Annotated in this window: 15 protein-coding genes; 11 read left to right on the top strand and 4 right to left on the bottom strand. The window is 36.2% G+C overall.

Annotation, left to right across the window (positions count from 1 at the left end):
• The first annotated feature begins 164 nt into the window (after positions 1–164).
• The 3 genes from JNUCC74_RS11930 (at position 165) to JNUCC74_RS11920 (ending at position 2,688) form a co-directional block, all read left to right on the top strand.
• Positions 165–926, top strand: coding sequence for a prepilin peptidase (locus tag JNUCC74_RS11930; RefSeq protein WP_454065515.1), 762 nt, complete (start codon positions 165–167; stop codon positions 924–926).
• A 150-nt stretch (positions 927–1,076) separates the two neighbouring features.
• Positions 1,077–1,307, top strand: a complete 231-nt coding sequence (locus JNUCC74_RS11925; protein ID WP_454065514.1) for a hypothetical protein — start codon at positions 1,077–1,079, stop codon at positions 1,305–1,307.
• A 73-nt stretch (positions 1,308–1,380) separates the two neighbouring features.
• Positions 1,381–2,688, top strand: coding sequence for a DRTGG domain-containing protein (locus JNUCC74_RS11920; protein ID WP_077321353.1), 1,308 nt, complete (start codon positions 1,381–1,383; stop codon positions 2,686–2,688).
• Between the two features lie 161 nt (positions 2,689–2,849).
• Here the strand turns inward: JNUCC74_RS11920 and JNUCC74_RS11915 are convergent, their stop codons facing one another.
• Positions 2,850–3,143: a YtpI family protein gene (locus tag JNUCC74_RS11915; RefSeq protein WP_077321352.1), complete on the bottom strand. Its 294-nt coding sequence runs from the start codon at positions 3,141–3,143 to the stop codon at positions 2,850–2,852.
• A 575-nt stretch (positions 3,144–3,718) separates the two neighbouring features.
• Between JNUCC74_RS11915 and JNUCC74_RS11910 the strand changes: the two genes are divergently transcribed.
• Entirely contained in the window at positions 3,719–4,660 is a 942-nt protein-coding gene (locus JNUCC74_RS11910; RefSeq protein ID WP_454065513.1) for a DHH family phosphoesterase, read from the top strand.
• Between the two features lie 338 nt (positions 4,661–4,998).
• Entirely contained in the window at positions 4,999–5,550 is a 552-nt protein-coding gene (locus JNUCC74_RS11905; protein ID WP_454065512.1) for a DUF5067 domain-containing protein, read from the top strand.
• A gap of 1,036 nt (positions 5,551–6,586) precedes the next feature.
• Here JNUCC74_RS11905 and JNUCC74_RS11900 read toward each other — a convergent pair.
• The 3 genes from JNUCC74_RS11900 to JNUCC74_RS11890 all read right to left on the bottom strand — a co-directional run bounded on the left by JNUCC74_RS11900 (position 6,587) and on the right by JNUCC74_RS11890 (position 8,372).
• Positions 6,587–6,778 (bottom strand): hypothetical protein, encoded by a 192-nt coding sequence (locus tag JNUCC74_RS11900; RefSeq protein ID WP_077321349.1) that lies wholly within the window; start codon positions 6,776–6,778, stop codon positions 6,587–6,589.
• Positions 6,779–7,536: 758 nt separating this feature from the next.
• Positions 7,537–8,040 (bottom strand): sporulation membrane protein YtrI, encoded by a 504-nt coding sequence (gene ytrI / locus JNUCC74_RS11895; protein ID WP_077321348.1) that lies wholly within the window; start codon positions 8,038–8,040, stop codon positions 7,537–7,539.
• Positions 8,040–8,372: a YtrH family sporulation protein gene (locus JNUCC74_RS11890; protein WP_216482271.1), complete on the bottom strand. Its 333-nt coding sequence runs from the start codon at positions 8,370–8,372 to the stop codon at positions 8,040–8,042. The genes ytrI and JNUCC74_RS11890 overlap by 1 nt, the downstream gene beginning before the upstream one ends.
• Before the next feature lie 245 nt (positions 8,373–8,617).
• On the opposite strand from JNUCC74_RS11890, the gene dnaE reads away from it, so the two are divergent.
• From dnaE to pfkA, 6 genes are all read left to right on the top strand, one after another.
• The gene (gene dnaE / locus JNUCC74_RS11885) at positions 8,618–11,965 is read left to right on the top strand and encodes a DNA polymerase III subunit alpha (protein ID WP_454065511.1); all 3,348 of its coding nucleotides are present in this window, start codon (positions 8,618–8,620) and stop codon (positions 11,963–11,965) included.
• 437 nt (positions 11,966–12,402) lie between these two features.
• On the top strand, positions 12,403–13,641 hold the full coding sequence (locus JNUCC74_RS11880; RefSeq protein WP_454065510.1) for an NAD(P)-dependent malic enzyme: 1,239 nt from the start codon (positions 12,403–12,405) through the stop codon (positions 13,639–13,641).
• Between the two features lie 19 nt (positions 13,642–13,660).
• Positions 13,661–14,278, top strand: coding sequence for a FadR/GntR family transcriptional regulator (locus JNUCC74_RS11875; protein ID WP_143695883.1), 618 nt, complete (start codon positions 13,661–13,663; stop codon positions 14,276–14,278).
• A gap of 142 nt (positions 14,279–14,420) precedes the next feature.
• Positions 14,421–15,281 carry an acetyl-CoA carboxylase, carboxyltransferase subunit beta gene (gene accD, locus JNUCC74_RS11870; RefSeq protein WP_454065509.1) on the top strand — a complete coding sequence of 287 codons (861 nt, stop codon included), beginning with the start codon at positions 14,421–14,423 and terminating at the stop codon, positions 15,279–15,281.
• Entirely contained in the window at positions 15,278–16,234 is a 957-nt protein-coding gene (accA, locus tag JNUCC74_RS11865; RefSeq protein WP_454065508.1) for an acetyl-CoA carboxylase carboxyl transferase subunit alpha, read from the top strand. The genes accD and accA overlap by 4 nt, the downstream gene beginning before the upstream one ends.
• Positions 16,235–16,529: 295 nt before the next feature.
• Complete coding sequence (pfkA, locus tag JNUCC74_RS11860; protein WP_077321343.1) at positions 16,530–17,489, top strand: 6-phosphofructokinase; 960 nt, start codon at positions 16,530–16,532, stop codon at positions 17,487–17,489.
• Positions 17,490–17,515 lie beyond the last annotated feature (26 nt).

Genomic DNA, 17,515 nt, shown 5'->3' with positions numbered 1-17,515 from the left:
GCTTTTACGTTTAACATTCAAAAAAATAGCTGGGGAGCCGGGATAAACGTGACGCGGTAAGATTGTAATGTTCTAAGTATAGGTGGAACTAAGCATATGCCTGCGCTATGCTTGACGCTTGCTAAGTTTTCTTTAAATATGCGTGATAGTAAGGAGTAATTAGATTGGAAAATCATATATTTATACTTTTCTTTATTATAGGGTTGATCTTTGGTTCGTTTTTTGTTGTAATTGGTTTGCGATTACCAAAACAGGAGTCTTTTGGAATGAACCGCTCTTATTGCATACGCTGTAACAAACATTTGCAATGGTACGAGTTAATTCCGGTACTCTCGTTTGTTTTTTTAAAAGGAAAATGCAATAATTGTAATGCTCCTATTTCATGTCAGTATCCTTTGATAGAAATAATAACCGGATTACTGTTTGCTATCAGTTATTGGTCCATTGGGATTAATTTAGAATTAATGATTGTTCTTCTGCTTCATTCGATGCTTGTTATTGCGTTAGTATCAGACCTCACCTATATGATTATCCCTAATACGTTGTTGTTATTCTTTCTTCCTTTATTCATCATTCTACGTAGTGTAGAACCACTCACACCGTGGTGGAGTCCTCTTATCGGTGGATTAGCTGGTTTAGTTATCCCATTAGTTATCATTATTATAAGTCGAGGTGGAATGGGAGTTGGCGATGCGAAACTGTTTGCTTTGATTGGATTTGTAATCGGCATAAAAAAATTATTGTTATGTTTTTTTCTAGCGTGTATCATAGGTGCTTTTCTCGGTTTAGTACTGATAATGTTGAAACAAATTAAACGTAAGCAGCCGGTACCATTTGTTCCATCCATTTTGTTAGCCACATGGATTACCTATTATTTTGGAGATTACGTGCTAGATTGGTACTTATCAAGCTTTATGTTTATTTAAGAAACTACATCCATTTTTATCCCGCATGTAAGGTGCCGTCAGACTCCTACTTCAAAAATGATCGAGAATACGGAGAGATTACGATAAAAGAGGGCGGTAGTTCTGTATTTTTATTTTCCTTCATAGGTTAGAGTAAAGGGAGGGATATGGATGCGAGGACAATATGCTTTATTACGGCTTTTATTAGCAGGGTTTTTCTTATACTTGGCTTGGCCAGCAATACCACAAGCAGTAAAACCATTAGAATGGATATTTTGGGGAGCGTGGTTAGGATTTTTTCTCTTAGTTGTAGGTGCTAATATAGCATCGTTATTGCAATTAATTCAACCGCCAATTATGGAACAGGAATATACAAAGCAACGAAGAACCTATAATCATTGAGTTTATTCCTGTTCAACTGTATAATAAATGATAAATAATTCATTAGTACAGTTGAAAGATGGTGTACGAGTCGATGAAAAGTAAGCATGAACAAATCATTGAGCATATTAGCTCATTAGAAATTGGCCATAAAATTTCCGTACGACAAATAGCGAAAGAGTTACATGTTAGTGACGGGACGGCTTATCGTGCAATTAAAGATGCAGAAAATAAAGGGCTCGTCAGCACTATTGAACGTGTAGGCACGATTCGGATTGAACAAAAGAAAAAAGATAATTTTGAGCGATTAACGTTTGCAGAGCTTATTAATATTGTTGAAGGGCAAGTCTTAGGCGGAAGAGAAGGATTGCATAAAACGCTAAACAAGTTTGTTATTGGTGCGATGCAATTAGATGCCATGATGCGTTATACAGAGGCGGGGTCACTCTTAATCGTAGGAAATCGATTCAAAGCTCATGAATTGGCTATTAAAGAAGGAGCCGCTGTATTAATTACAGGAGGCTTTGATACAGAAGATTATATCAAACGGCTTGCAGATGAGCGGCAGTTGCCGATTATATCAACTAGCTATGATACATTTACAGTTGCTGCAATGATAAACCGAGCTATTTACGATCAACTCATTAAAAAAGAAATTATTCTCGTAGAAGATATTTATACGCCTTATGAAAAGTCCTATTATTTACATGAGAAGGAAAAGGTTGCGGATTGGTATTTACTCAATAAAAAATCAAAGCATACGCGCTTTCCAGTAGTGGACAACCGTAAACGAGTTGTAGGAATAGTAACTTCTAAAGATGTGGTTGGGAAATCTTCTGAGTCAGCGATTGAGAAAGTGATGAGCAAGCAGCCAAAGACTGTTCAAACAAACGTATCCTTAGCTTCAGTAGCACATATGATGGTGTGGGAAGGAATTGAAGTTATTCCAGTCACTGATGAACATAATCGTTTAGAGGGGATTATATCTAGACAAGATGTATTAAAAGCGTTACAACAAAATCAGCGTCAACCGCAAATTGGGGAGACAATTGATGATATTGTATCTCGTAACTTGATGGAATTAGATGCTGAACAATATGTTTACGAAACAAAAGTTTCCCCACAAATGACTAACCAATTAGGTACACTTTCAAGTAGCGTTTTTACTGCTTTAATTACCGAAGCCAGCAGAAGAATGCTGTTACAATATAAAAAAGGGGATCTCGTTGCAGAAAATCTTACCCTTTATTTCATTCAACCAGTACAAATAGAAAGTACATTACAAATCAGACCAAAGTTACTCGAAGTTGGTAGATTGTATGCAAAAATTGATATTGAAGTGTATGATGAGCAAAGGCTTGCTGGTAAAGGATTATTAATGGCGCAATTGATTAATCGTTAATCTAAATGGAGCATAAACAGCAAAAACTGTTTTAATAAAGAGGAAAGAGCTGACTACCACTTATGGGATAGTCAGCCAATTATAAAATGTGAGGTATTTAGGTTTTTACGAATACCTGCAATTAGCGATCCGCGGATGTTGGACTTGGTACTACCGTCTACTTATGAAAGATTTAATCGTTTCCATTCATTGCGATAATGTTTAACCTCTTTAATACCTCGAAGAATGAGTGGAAGCCCAAATATCAGGAAAACAATCCCAATAAATAAAGAGATTCGTGTCTGGTAAAAAATATATTGATTAATCGTAAAGGCAATTAGGAAGCTACCTAAGCAGATTCGTGATTTTGCATGAAAATAGGCCTGTTTTAGCCCATCGTTCGTTTTAACAATCGCTACTTTATAATATACATAAAGTACCAGAGATAAAAGAATAATGACAGCAAAAATAAACATGATATCGCTCCTAATTCAAAAAATATTCTTTATTACATATTAAGAACTTCTGTATGGAACGTCAAAGAACAGAAGTAAAACGGTACGTTCGCTTCGGGTCGGTAGGAAGAAAACTTCGAAAGCGATACATCGTACGCACAAACAACCTTTAAAAGTGACAGATCTTGATTATCCTAGGACGCCCCTTTGTTCCACTGTAGGAAAGTATAAAACTTTAAGCTTTATCCCGTATGTAAGGTGCCGTACTTTCCTCTAAAATCTATTATGCATTGTGAACATAAAAGAAAAACGGCACCTAAATGCCCGATTGGTTCAAGGGCCTTTAAGTCATACCCTTGTGGTACTAACATTCAGTAGGAGAGGGAAGCAAACTCCTACTGAATGAAGTTTCACTTTAACGTATAAGAAAAACGATCGCTTTCGCCATAAAGACTGGCGATAAGCCAAGTTTTTCTAATATTTCTTAACAGTAGGGGGGTGAAGAATTCCTACAGAGGGAAGGTTACTTTATCTATTTTACCTTTTTTTGTACGATATAGCTATCGATTGAATTTGAAAAAGAAATAGGTGATAAGATGAAAAAAATATTAGAATCCATAAAAAACTACGATACGATTATTATTCATCGCCATGTGCGGCCTGATCCAGATGCCATCGGCTCTCAAGTAGGACTAAAGGAAATAATTCGGCAATCGTTTCCCGAAAAAAAAGTTTTTGCTGTAGGAGCTGACGAACCATCTTTAACTTTCTTAGCACAAATGGATCATGTTAGTGATGAACAGTACCAAAATGCACTTGTAATCATCTGCGATACAGCAAACACAAGTCGTATTTGTGATCAGCGATATAATCTGGGTAAGCAATTAATTAAAATTGACCACCATCCAAATGTAGATGCCTATGGCGATATCCAATGGGTGGATACAAGTGCCAGCTCGACAAGCGAAATGATTTATGATTTTTATTTACAGACAAAAGAATATGGATTAACTTGTAACGATGCTGCTGCCCGTTTATTGTATGCTGGAATTGTTGGAGATACAGGAAGATTTTTATATCCTAGTACAACGAAAAAAACCTTTGTACTCGCAGCAGAGCTTGTTACATATCGCTTTGATCGTTCTAAATTATATGATGGCATGTATAGTATTTCCGACAAGTTAGCAAAGTTAAAAGGTTATATCTACCAAAATTTTAATCTATGGGACGGTGGTTTGGCATTTGTTAAGCTTACTAAAAGTATATTAGAGGAATTTGAAATTAAACCAACGGAAACTGGACAACTAGTTAGTATTTTAGGGGACATAGAAGGAATTGTCGCTTGGGTTGTTTTCATTGAAGAGGAAGAACAAATTCGTGTCCGTTTACGTTCAAAAGGACCAACTATTAATGAACTAGCTGCAAAATATAGTGGTGGGGGACATCCATTGGCTTCTGGAGCAACGGTTACAACGTGGGAAGAGGCAGATGAGGTGATTAACGACTTGCAAGGTATATGTCAAGCCTTTAAAAAATAATTTCCTCGGATCTAAGGTGCTGTAAAACTGCGCTTCAAGAGTTATAGAGAATACGAAAAGTTTAAGCGGTAAATCCACCAAATGCCTGATTTGTTGGAGATAAGGAACAAGAAAAGCTTCGCCAGTGATAATTCGTAATTTGTTCAACACCCGAGATTTTAGCCTTAGTCCCACCTCAAGGAGAAAAACTCTACTAAATAAAAGATGACTTTATAACTTTATTTTAAGTGTGTGTGTTCAAAAAAGAGTTCAAAAGAGTAAAGAAGTCTATCTTAATATTGAAAAATATTGTCAACTACTCCATAATTAGGGTAATTACATATATGGGGGTTAAAGATATGAAGAAATACTTATTTGTTTTATTTACTGTAATGTTATTAGTTTTATCTGCATGCGGTGGATCAACCGAAAGTAACGATGCGGCAAACAAAGGAAGCGACGAAAATAACGAAAGCACGGAATCAAACAGTAACAAGGATGTATATTTCAAAGATAATGAGGCTAAGATTGAAGATTTAAAAATCAAAATAACAGAAACTAAAGTTATACCTGTCGGAGAACCGGGTAACGAACATGGAGAAAAACCAGTATTCGCCATTTGGTATGAAACGACGAACTTTACTGACAAGGACCTAGATCCATCAACAGCATGGATGGCGGTATTTACAGCGATACAAGACAATGATTCGGATGCAGTAAATGAGTTGGAAATGGGTGGATTACCAGACGAAAATCATCTAGATACACAAACGGAAACTATAAAGAAAGATGGTACAGTAGAAAGCTCCGTCGCTTATGAATTAGATGATTTAGAAACTCCTGTAACCTTAGTAGCTAATCAAGGAGTTGCGGGCGATGAGATAGGTAGACAAGATTATGAAATAAAATAAATATAATCAAACAAAGGCACTCCATTCATGGGTGTCTTTTCTTTTGTCTTAATATAGCATGGCTTGGACACTAAATTTGGATTAAGAAAAGAGACGTTGTGAGTATGAATATAGAACATCTTCACTCAGGTTTCAGAGGACGACATAGAGAAACTTATACGTATGGTCTGAATGATAATAAATTAATGAAATTTGAATTTAAGTTATGAGAATGCACTTGCGCATAATATATTTATGCTAGGAGGATATATATATATGAAAGATGGATATATACAACTGAAATTTGGAAAGGACTTAGAAGTGAGTAGAAAAAATAAAAAACTATACCCATAATTATTTAAAAAAAGTTATGGAAAGGATGACTTCCTATGGATATTAAAACATATTTAAAGAAATTATACATAACGGTTGTTAGAAAATGAAATAGAAATACAAGAGTTAGAAAGAATGGGCAAAAAAATTACATTATAGAAACCTTAACTATTCTACAGTAAAACTTGTTTATGGAAACATATGTTCACAATTAAATCCGACCATAAAGAGTGAAGTTTAGATTTATTAAACGAAATAAAAAATGAAGATCCTGATATGTTTAAGGAATCAGTATACGAAGTAATTAGTCATATTTAATCTAGCTAAACATCCTGATTGGCAATAGCCTTTCAAGGTGTTTTTAGTATATGCTTCAAGCAACATCTTCTTAATAATTACGCCTGTCCACGCTAAATTTAAATCCTCTCCCAAGTGTTTCATTTAGAATGGGTGATTTTGCAAAAGAGGAAATTATTAAAAATCCTATAAATCCTTAATATTAACGTTTTTACTGCTTTGACTAAGTTTATTTTAGAAATCTAAAATTTTATACACATTAAAAAAGAACAAAAGTGTCATTTTTAAATGGATGTTTTGAATATTTTCTTTAATGAGAAAAGGGTCTTTAACTGGACAATGCAATAAAATTGCCGGGCTAAGGACCCTTTCGGGTATTGGAAAGTGGTATGCTGTATGTCTTTGTTTGTGAGAACGCTTTTTTAAATTAGCTACTTTTATCTTTAGGTATGAACCAGCATCCAGAAGCGGTCTCTTCAGAAATTACATCTAAATGCTCTTTTTCTATATCACGTTTAATTAAGCGAATCAGTTCCTTGGATTCAGCATAGGCAGATGTTCCCTGTTTTAATCGAGCGATTTTTTCATCTCTTTGTTGTCTGTGGTTTATTACCCACATCGTTGCCCACTCCTTTCATTTGCCTTAGTATATAAGTATATTTATCAAGATGTTTTTTTATTAATCTTAGTATAAAGTAAAAATAGAAAGATTACGATAAATATTCCGATATTTCATAAAATGTTCACTTTTTCGGTGAAGTTTTAGTAAGAATAAATAAACAGTGATAAGATGAAGGTAATGGTAAAATGCTGATTACGGTGTATTTAGATATCTTTTAAAGGAGGAAGTGGACTTTGTTTTCTAAATAAAACAAACATTTAGGTGGACTTCTTTTTTCAGTAGCATTTGTTTTCATATCTAGTTCGGCATCAACTTTATCCCGCATGTAAGGTGCCGTAAGCCTCCCGCTTCAAGAGCTTGAGTTAAAAAAACAGGTTCTAAGTGTGAGAGAACGGCACCTAAATGCCCGATTCGTTCAACTAACATTCCGTGTAAAAAGCATTCCACGGAATGAAGTTTCACTTTATACGGTAATATTCAATAAATTGGAAAATGGTAATTCTATTTGGTATTGTTGCCTATATCTTATTTACGACTAGTTTGTTAATCGTCAACCGTTTGAATAAGTGATTCAATGATCTCCTGTTTTCTTTAAGGTGATGACAGTTGGCAACACTAATGTCATTGAAATACCTATTTTAATAAGCATTTTAAGCTAAATCTTTTTAATGCATAGCTGTGGAAAAAGCTATCCAACGCTCCCATAGGGTTGTGTGTTTTTAGCGTTACATATATATTAGTTTCGATTCCTGTTTTTACGAAGATCTCTGCGCTTTTGCAGTGATTTTAATATTATTCGAGATAATAAGCTTGCGAATGGAAAGTGTATAAGAAAAATCTTCGACTGTAAACGTCTTATTTTCAATCGTGGATATAAGCAATCTATCGCTTTCTGCAATGATGGTCAGGTCCTTACCAATGACATGTTTTAATTCCTCTTGTACAAGTTCCTCTAATTTACCAACAATTAATCGATCCATTCGTAATGTTTCTGCATTTTCAATCGATAGTGAAATTGACTCAATGCTAACCTGTTTTGCTGATCTTTCATTTAATTCATCATTGTCCTCAAGTAAAGACTCATTCTGACTTCGTAATTGACTGACTTTATTATTTAGTTCATGATTTTCGATGAGTAAAGCTTCATACATCGTTCCATACATATAAATAAGTATGCAATATGCAATGACTGCCCCCACCATTGCTCCAACAAAAAAACGCTGCCACGTAACTTTTTTGTGATATGGAGGGATATGCATTAGGATATTTCCTCCTGTGTCAGCCAACTTAATAATAAAATAGCCGTTTTCACCCCGCCCATTGCGGATAAAATGAATAACGCCTGTTTAAATAAATCCAGCGTTGATCCATCGTAAATTCCCCTTTCAAAATTTGCAATTGCATCAAATGTACCGCCAATTGCTGCGACAATGGCCCAAATCCGCAGTTGAATGGCAATTCGTCCAATCTCTGTTAACGGCGGATTTCCAGTAATAAAAGCACCAATACTGCCGATGATCGAACCGCCAATAACTACACCAAAAGCAATAAAGTAACAATGAATAAATGTTTCAAAAAAACGTTCTTCCATTAAAGCACTCCTCTTTCAAACCCATGATATGTGCTTAAAAGTTAATAATTAAAAAAGGTGCAAAAAAGCTAACTTATTAGATATTATTTATGATAAGAATGCCAAAAAATTTTAATCATGTAAGTTCAACTTTATTTAAACTTATGAATGAAAAGGACAGGTTATGCTAACTCATTGGCATTTCCGTATGCATGTTCTCATTAGATTGGTATAATAATGGATAGAGTATGTAAAGGCGGGGTACGATGGCGTATACACATTTACAAGTAAGAAGTAGCTATAGTCTGCTAAATAGTACTATCACAATAGAAAAATTAGTAAAGCAGGCAATGGAGCTTGAATATAGAGCGTTAGCCCTCACTGACGAGCAAGTATTACATGGAGCTATTTCGTTTTATCAAGAATGTCTAAGGTATGGTATCAAGCCAATTATTGGGATGACCGTATTAGTGAAGCGAAATCAGACAGAGATTGAGGAACTAACACTATTAGCTAAAACAAATGAGGGTTATCAAAATCTTGCTAAATTAAGTACATGGATACAGAAGCAAGAAGGGCAATTTATACCACTAGACAACTTAAAAAACTACACAGCGCATTGTATAGGTATTCTTTCTGTTCATCAGTCACCAATAGCTGATTGGTTTATGACTGAATCATTTACTCGCTTAACGGAATATCTTTTGCCATATCAGGAAGCTTTTGCTGAAGCTGATTTTTATTTGGGAGTGGAAGCTTATGGAATGAAGACCGAACTGCCTTTACATGATGCTGTAAAGCTATTTCAAAGAACATTCCTTATTTCGGTTGTAGCGATTCATGATGTTCGCTATATACAAGAAAATGATGTAATTGCTTATGATTGTTTACAAGCAATGAAGCATAATCAACAATGGGATGGTGATGAAATTTCTCCATTGTTAAAAAACCACCATTTACGATCGGAAGTAGAGATGAAGTTATCTTTTTCCGCATGGCCAGAGCCGTTACAGACGACCGAAGAAATCGTACAGAAATGTGAAGTGAAGTTTGACTTTCAACAGCGATTTCTTCCTTCTTTCCCTCTAACAGGGGGGAAGGATAGTCATGATTACCTTGTGCAAAAGTGTCACGATTTGTTGTCAAATAAATACGCTAAAATTACTAATGAAATACAGGAACGATTGAACTATGAGCTGGAAGTAATTAAAACGATGCAGTTTAGTGACTACTTTTTAATAGTGGCCCATTTTATCGCTTATGCGAAGAATAATGGGATTGTGGTAGGACCTGGAAGGGGATCAGCTGCTGGTTCTCTTGTAGCTTATGTTTTAGGCATTACAGATGTTGATCCAATTAAGTATGAATTATTATTTGAAAGATTTCTTAATCCGGAACGAATGACAATGCCAGATATTGACGTTGATTTTTCTGATATTCGTCGGGAAGAGATCATTGAATATGTGCAAAAAACCTATGGAGAGGAACATGTAGCGCAAATTATTACATTTGGTACATTTGCAGCTCGCTCATTAATGCGAGAACTGATTAAAACGATGAAAGTTAATCAACAAGATGCATCGTTTATTCTACGTCATATTCCATTACAAACGAAGAAAAGTCTTGTTCGGATTATTAGTGAGTCGGAGGAATTGAAAAGCTATATTAAAGACTCCAAAACATTACGACGACTATTTACAGTTGCTACTAAATTAGAAGGAATTCCTAAGCATCTATCGACTCATGCTGCTGGTATTGTCATTACGGAGCAACCTTTAGAAGAACACGTCCCATTGATCCCTGGCAGTTCTTCTGTACATTTGACACAGTATGCAATGAATGATATAGAAGCTATCGGGCTGTTGAAAATTGATTTATTAGGTCTGCGAAACTTAACTTTACTGGAAAGAGTTTTACAAAGAATCCGATACACAACTGGTAAGGCTTTATCTTTAGAACAGATTCCTGATGACGACAGTTTAACCTTTTCCCTATTGCAGAAGGGAAAAACGAATGGTGTATTTCAATTAGAGTCGCAAGGGATGAGGCAAGTGTTACAAGAACTTAAGCCAAGTCATTTTGAAGATATCGTAGCTGTTAATGCACTATATCGTCCAGGCCCAATGGACTTCATTTCAACATATATTCGCCGTAAACATGGACTTGAAACGGTGACTTATCCTCATTCGGATCTTGCTCCTATTTTATCCAAAACATATGGCGTACTAGTTTATCAAGAACAAATTATGCAAATAGCTCATCAGATTGCTGGCTTTACACTGGGGCAAGCAGATATTCTTCGAAGAGCGGTCAGTAAAAAACAGGAAAATATGATGGAACAGCAAAAGGCCGCATTTATATCAGGTTGTATAAACAATGGCTATAGTGAATCTGTAGCAATGCAGTTATTTACATGGATTGTCCGCTTTTCTAATTATGGTTTTAACCGTAGTCATGCTGTAGCTTATAGTCGTATTTCATATCAGCTTGCATATTTAAAAGCACATTTTCCAGCCGCTTTTTTTGCTGAATTATTAAGCACATCTGTCCATCAGCATCATAAATTACAGATGTATTTAAGAGAAATGAAGGAATTACAACTTAAACTATTGCCACCTTCCATTAATCATAGTTTTGGAAAGTATGCTGTGGAAGGAAATGATATACGAATGGGGCTATTGCAAATTAAAGGGATTGGTAATCAGGCAGTTAGCGAAATTATTCAGGTGCGTAAAGAAGGCCCATTCAAAAGTTTATTTGATTTTTGTTTACGTGTTTCTTTAAAAGCTGTAAATCGGCAAACAATTGAATTATTAATTATGGCAGGGGCTTTTGATGAACTCTATCATAATCGAGCTAGTTTATTAGCAACCATTGATCAGGCAATTGAACAGGGTGAATTATTTAAAGAATTTCAAGAACAGCCTAGTTTGTTTCAAGATCAAATTGAGTTAGAAGGAGAGTATGTTTCCATAGAAGATTTCACTCAAGTGAAGAAGTTAGCTCAGGAAAAAGAGCTAATCGGGATATATATTTCCAGTCATCCGATGCATGAATACCGAAAGATTTTACAACGCTCTGGTTATCTGTCTCTACGAAATGTGAAAAAGAGGGGAGAGGGCTATAGGTTAAAAAGTGCCGGAATTATCCAAACGATAAAGACGATTCGCACGAAGCGCGGAGATCCAATGGCATTTGTCTCACTTGGGGATGAAACAGATGATATGGAAGTAGTTGTTTTTCCACAGCTTTATCGTGAAGTTCGTCGTTGGCTAAAAGAGGAAATGATAGTCTTAGTGGAAGGAAAACTTGAATGGAGAAAACAGCAGGTTCAAATGCTGCTTTCAGCTATCCAACCTTTAGATATGACTGCTTTCAAAGAAATGCAAACAACACGATTATTTATTAAACTTACAAGCGAAGATAATACAAAAGATTTAATCAAATTAAAACAAATTTCTTCCCATTTCCCGGGCAATACTCCGGTTATTATTTTTCAAGAACAGCTGCGAAAAACATATCAATTAACGGAAGATTATAACTTGGAACCAACAACTGCTTGTATACAGGAACTAAAAGATTATTTTGGAACAAACGAAGTGGTACTTGATTAGTATAGAAGCACACAAAAAATGAACAGATTCCTAGCTAGTTAACGTTTTTTACATTGAAATATTTCTTGGCTAAACTTAATATAACGTACTATCAATCAGGCAGTTATGCGATATTATTTTAGTTTCGTCTAGAAAATGTATAAGCTTTGTTCATGTTGGATAGTTTTAAATGACATTTATCTTCACAGAGCACCAGTACCCAGCCCTCGAGGTGGCTTTACTTCTCCTGTAAGTTAGGCAGCCTACTCGTCGGAGTCTGGTGTTTTTCGGGGGCGAAGTTGATTTTTAGCTTTTGTTGTTCTGTAATGTCCAATAGAATGATCCATCATTACTTTACAGACAACCCTCATCTGTTATAATAAAGGAGTTAATGGTGGTCAGACCACCTTTGGATGGAGAAAGTTTATTTTTTCTACGAAAGGGAGCGATTAGTAAAGATGGCAAGCTTAAGAGATAAGGCATTACACTTGCATAAAGTGAATAAGGGTAAATTAACAACGCAATCAAAAATACCTGTTACCAATGCAGAGGAGTTAAGTTTGGCTTATTCTCCTGGAGTAGCAGAACCATGTAAGGAGATTCATGACCATGTAGATATGGTATATGATTATACAATGAAAGGCAATATGGTTGCTGTCATTAGTGATGGATCGGCGGTTTTAGGTCTAGGAAATATAGGGGCAGAAGCTGCGCTCCCGGTAATGGAAGGGAAATCTGTTTTATTTAAAAGCTTTGCAGGTGTGGACTCCTTTCCTATTTGTTTAGCCACCCAAGATGTAGAAGAAATTGTCCAAACCGTTAAATTGATGGAGCCAACGTTTGGTGGAGTAAATTTAGAAGATATTGCAGCACCAAAATGCTTTGTAATTGAAGAACGGCTGAAAAAAGAGACGAATATTCCAATTTTCCACGATGATCAGCATGGAACAGCTATTGTTACGGTTGCAGGTTTAATTAATGCTCTAAAATTAGTAGACAAATCATTTTCTGATATCAAAGTAGTTGCAAACGGAGCCGGAGCAGCAGGAATTGCAATTATAAAATTATTATATCATTTTGGTGTTCGTGATTTGATTATGTGTGATTCTCGTGGAGCTATTTATGCAGGTCGCCCTTATGGAATGAATGATGTAAAGGAACGTGTAGCCGACTTTACGAATCAAGCAAAAAAGGAAGGTAACCTGGAAGAAATGCTGGAAGGTGCAGATGTATTTATTGGGGTTTCTGTTGGCGGTGCGTTGACGAAGGAAATGGTACAGAAAATGAATGAAAACCCGATTATTTTTGCTATGGCTAATCCTGAACCGGAAATTATGCCTAATATTGCTAAAGAAGCCGGTGCAAGAGTTATTGGGACGGGGCGCTCAGATTTTCCTAACCAAGTAAATAATGTGCTCGCTTTTCCGGGAATTTTCCGCGGAGCACTTGATGTACGTGCAACAAGAATCAATGAAAAGATGAAAGTTGCTGCTGCACATGCAATAGCTTCCCTTATTTCCGATAGTGAATTACATGAAGACTATGTAATCCCAGCTCCATTTGATGCTAGAGTAGCGCCAATTGTAGCTAAGAGTGTAGCTCAAGCTGCTATGGAATCCGGAGTAGCAAGAATAGAAGTAAATCCAGAAGAAGTAGCCGAGAATACGAGAAGATTAACACAAATAGATAGTAATTAATGTGTTAAAGGAGTGAGTCATGGCTGTGTCCATGTCACAAAAGCAAAAGGTGTATCAGGGCGTTTTAAAAGAGATTCGCCAATATATTGTTACACATCATTTACAGCCGGGAGATAAGCTTCCTTCTGAGAGGGAACTTGCTGAAATCTTACATGCTGGCAGATCGTCTATACGTGAAGCATTACGTGCAATGGAATTGTTAGGGTTAATTGAAACCAAACGTGGTGAAGGAACTTTTTTAAGCAGATATCGCCCGTTTCAGATGGTAGAGCTGCTTGCTTCTTTTGTTTTACAGGAAGAACAGACAAAAACGGATTTAGTAAAAACCATCCGATTACTAGAAAAGGAAGCAGCTAAACTCGCATTTTGTCACATGAGTAAGCAAGATGTAGATGAACTATCCGCTATCCTAGAAAAAGATGAGATGGAATTTGTACATGCTATGTTTTTTCAATTTATTTTTAATATGTCCCATAATTTGTTGCTTAATAAGGTTTGGCAGTTAATGTATGAATTTGCTATTACCATTAAGAGCATTAGCTTAGACAAGGAATTTTATGAGCAATTAGTGCAGTTATATTATAATAAACAGTATGCAGCTATTGAAAAATTATTCGACAAGCTGTTGGAGAAGTAATCTCAAATTGCCGACTGTTTTTGACAGTTTTTTTCGTACAACTTATGTATAATAGATAAAAAAACCATTAAGCTCTTTCGGTAAAATAGAGAAATAGCTTTTACGCACGTGTTAGGGGTTGTTGAAAAAAGGAGGAATTGTCTTGCTTAAGGATTTTTTTGGCAAGCGAAAAAAATATGCATCCATCCCGAGTGAACAGGCAAAAGCTGATGTTCCTGAGGGCTTAATGCAGAAATGTAGTGGGTGCCATAAAATATACTATCGTAAAGAAATGAATAAAAATTTACAAGTGTGTCCGAACTGTGATTATCATCATCCATTACAAGCATGGCAACGAATTAATACATTATTTGACGAAGGAAGCTTCAACGAATGGGACAAGCAGTTGACAACTGGAAATCCTCTCCATTTCCCTGGCTACGAAGAAAAGATTGAAAAAGATAAGCAGAAAACAGGTCTCAAAGAAGGTGTAGTCACCGGAAAAGGAAAGATAAATGGTAATGTTACAGCATTTGCGGTTATGGATTCTACCTTTCGGATGGGGAGCATGGGGTCGGTAATCGGCGAAAAAATTGCGCGCGCAGTTGAAAAAGCAAAAGATGAAGGCATTCCGTTTATTATTTTTACAGCATCCGGCGGGGCAAGAATGCAGGAAGGTGTTCTCAGCTTGATGCAAATGGCAAAGACAGCAGCAGCTATTAAACATTTTAGCGATGCGGGAGGTTTAATGATTTCTGTCATGACACACCCGACAACAGGAGGAGTATCGGCAAGTTTTGCTTCGATAGGTGATTATCATCTTGCGGAGCCGGGAGCTTTAATTGGTTTTGCAGGTCGTCGTATTATTGAGCAAACAATTCGTGAAAAATTGCCTGACGATTTTCAAACAGCTGAATTTCAATTGGAGCACGGGCAATTAGATAAAGTTGTACACCGTTCAGAAATGAAAGATTTATTAGCATTATTGCTAACGTTTCATCAGAAAGGTGGAAAGAAATCATGAAGCAGATGTTGGAATTTGAAAAACCAATTGTAAATTTGAAGGAAAAAATTGCAGAACTAAAACGTTTCACTGCAGATAGTGATATCGATTTAACAGAAGAAATTAACACATTAGAGAAGCGTCTTGCGATATTAGAAAATGATATTTATAGTAATTTAAAACCATGGGATCGTGTTCAACTTGCCAGACATCCGGAAAGACCAACAACGTTAGATTATATTGAAGAACTATTTACCGATTTTATTGAATTTCATGGGGATCGTCTATTTGGAGATGATGCAGCAATTGTGACAGGTATTGCCTTTTATAAAGAAAAGCCAGTTACAGTTATTGGACATCAACGTGGAAAAGATACAAAAGAAAATATTCGGCGTAATTTTGGAATGCCTCACCCAGAAGGATACCGAAAGGCTTTGCGGCATATGAAACAGGCTGAAAAGTTTTCCCGACCAATTATTTGTTTTATTGACACAAAAGGAGCGTATCCGGGGAAGGCAGCTGAAGAAAGAGGGCAAAGTGAAGCGATAGCTAGGAATCTAATGGAAATGGCTGGACTTACTGTGCCGATAATTTGTGTTGTGATTGGTGAAGGTGGAAGTGGCGGTGCTTTGGCATTAGGAGTAGGAGATGAAATACATATGCTGGAAAATAGCACCTATTCTGTAATTTCACCGGAAGGGGCAGCTTCTATTTTATGGAAGGATGCCAGTTATGCACAGACTGCCGCAGAGTCGATGAAAATAACTGCATATGATTTGAAAAAGTTAGGGATTATCGATCGCATTATTCCAGAGCCCAGAGGTGGCGCCCACCGCAATGTGAAAGAACAAGCTGCATATTTAGACGAGGCGATAGTACAATCTTTACAAATGTTAGAGAAATATTCAGTTGATGAATTACTTAAAAAAAGATGGGAAAAATATAAGAAAATTGGGCAATACCAGACAATCTAATTAATTGTAAGGCAAAATTATAGGTGCTTGGTTAGCAACAAATCTTAGGTGGTATACTAAGATGGGGAGATGAGATTTTTTATGATAAAGGGGGTTGGCAGTGTATGTCAACCCTAGTTCGTGTTTTTCCATAATATGTTAATCGGGCTGGAAGTCACATACATAAAGGGCTTTCATGAGAAAATGTGCAATATTTTACATGATTTTAATTGCTATTTTACTTATTTCCAATTATCTTTTAAGAGAGGACATTTTTTGAACAGAAAATTGTAAGACCAGAGGTGGAATAAAAACTATGAAAAAAATTGGCGTTTTAACTAGCGGTGGCGATGCACCAGGAATGAATGCTGCAATTCGAGCAGTAGTAAGGAAAGCCATTTATCATAATATAGAAGTATATGGAGTTAAATATGGCTTTCAAGGATTAATGGAAGGTACTATAGAAAAGATGGAAATTGGTTCTGTAGGTGATATTATCCATCGTGGCGGAACAATCCTTTACTCTGCAAGAAGTGAAGAATTTAAAACAGAAGAAGGACAACAAAAAGCAATCGAACAACTAAATAAATTTGGTATTGAAGGTTTAATCGTTATTGGCGGTGACGGTAGTTTTCGTGGAGCACAAAAATTAACGGAAAAAGGCTATCCATGTATTGGTGTGCCAGGAACGATTGATAACGATATTGCGGGAACTGATTTTACAATTGGCTTTGATACAGCATTAAATACTGTGATTGAAGCAATTGATAAAGTTCGTGATACAGCAACTTCCCATAAACGCACCTACATTATTGAGGTGATGGGAAGAAATGCAGGAGATATTGCACTTTGGGCAGGCTTGGCTGATGGTGCAGAGAGTATTTTAATCCCTGAAAAGAAGGAAAAATTTGAAACAGTTGTTCAAAAGTTGAAGCGAGGACACAAACGTGGAAAGAAACATAGTATTATTATACTTGCAGAAGGTGTAGGTAGCGGGATTGAATATGGAAAAAGAATTGAAGAAGCGACGGATTTAGAAACACGTGTTACGGTGTTAGGACATATTCAACGCGGTGGGTCGCCATCAGCAGCAGATCGTGTACTGGCAAGCAGACTTGCTGCTAAAGCAGTCGATTTGTTAATGGCTGGTAAAGCAGGAAGAATGGTAGGAATTCAACAGAACCAAATAGTTGATCATGAAATTAGTAAAGTTCTGCACGAGCAGCATACCATTAACGATGACATGTATACATTATCTCAAGAACTATCTATTTAACGTTGGAACGGTAAATTAAGGAGGAA

Source organism: Cerasibacillus sp. JNUCC 74 (assembly GCF_053667775.1).
Note: the sequence above shows the minus strand (reverse complement) of the source record. Positions and strands in the feature narration are given on the sequence as shown.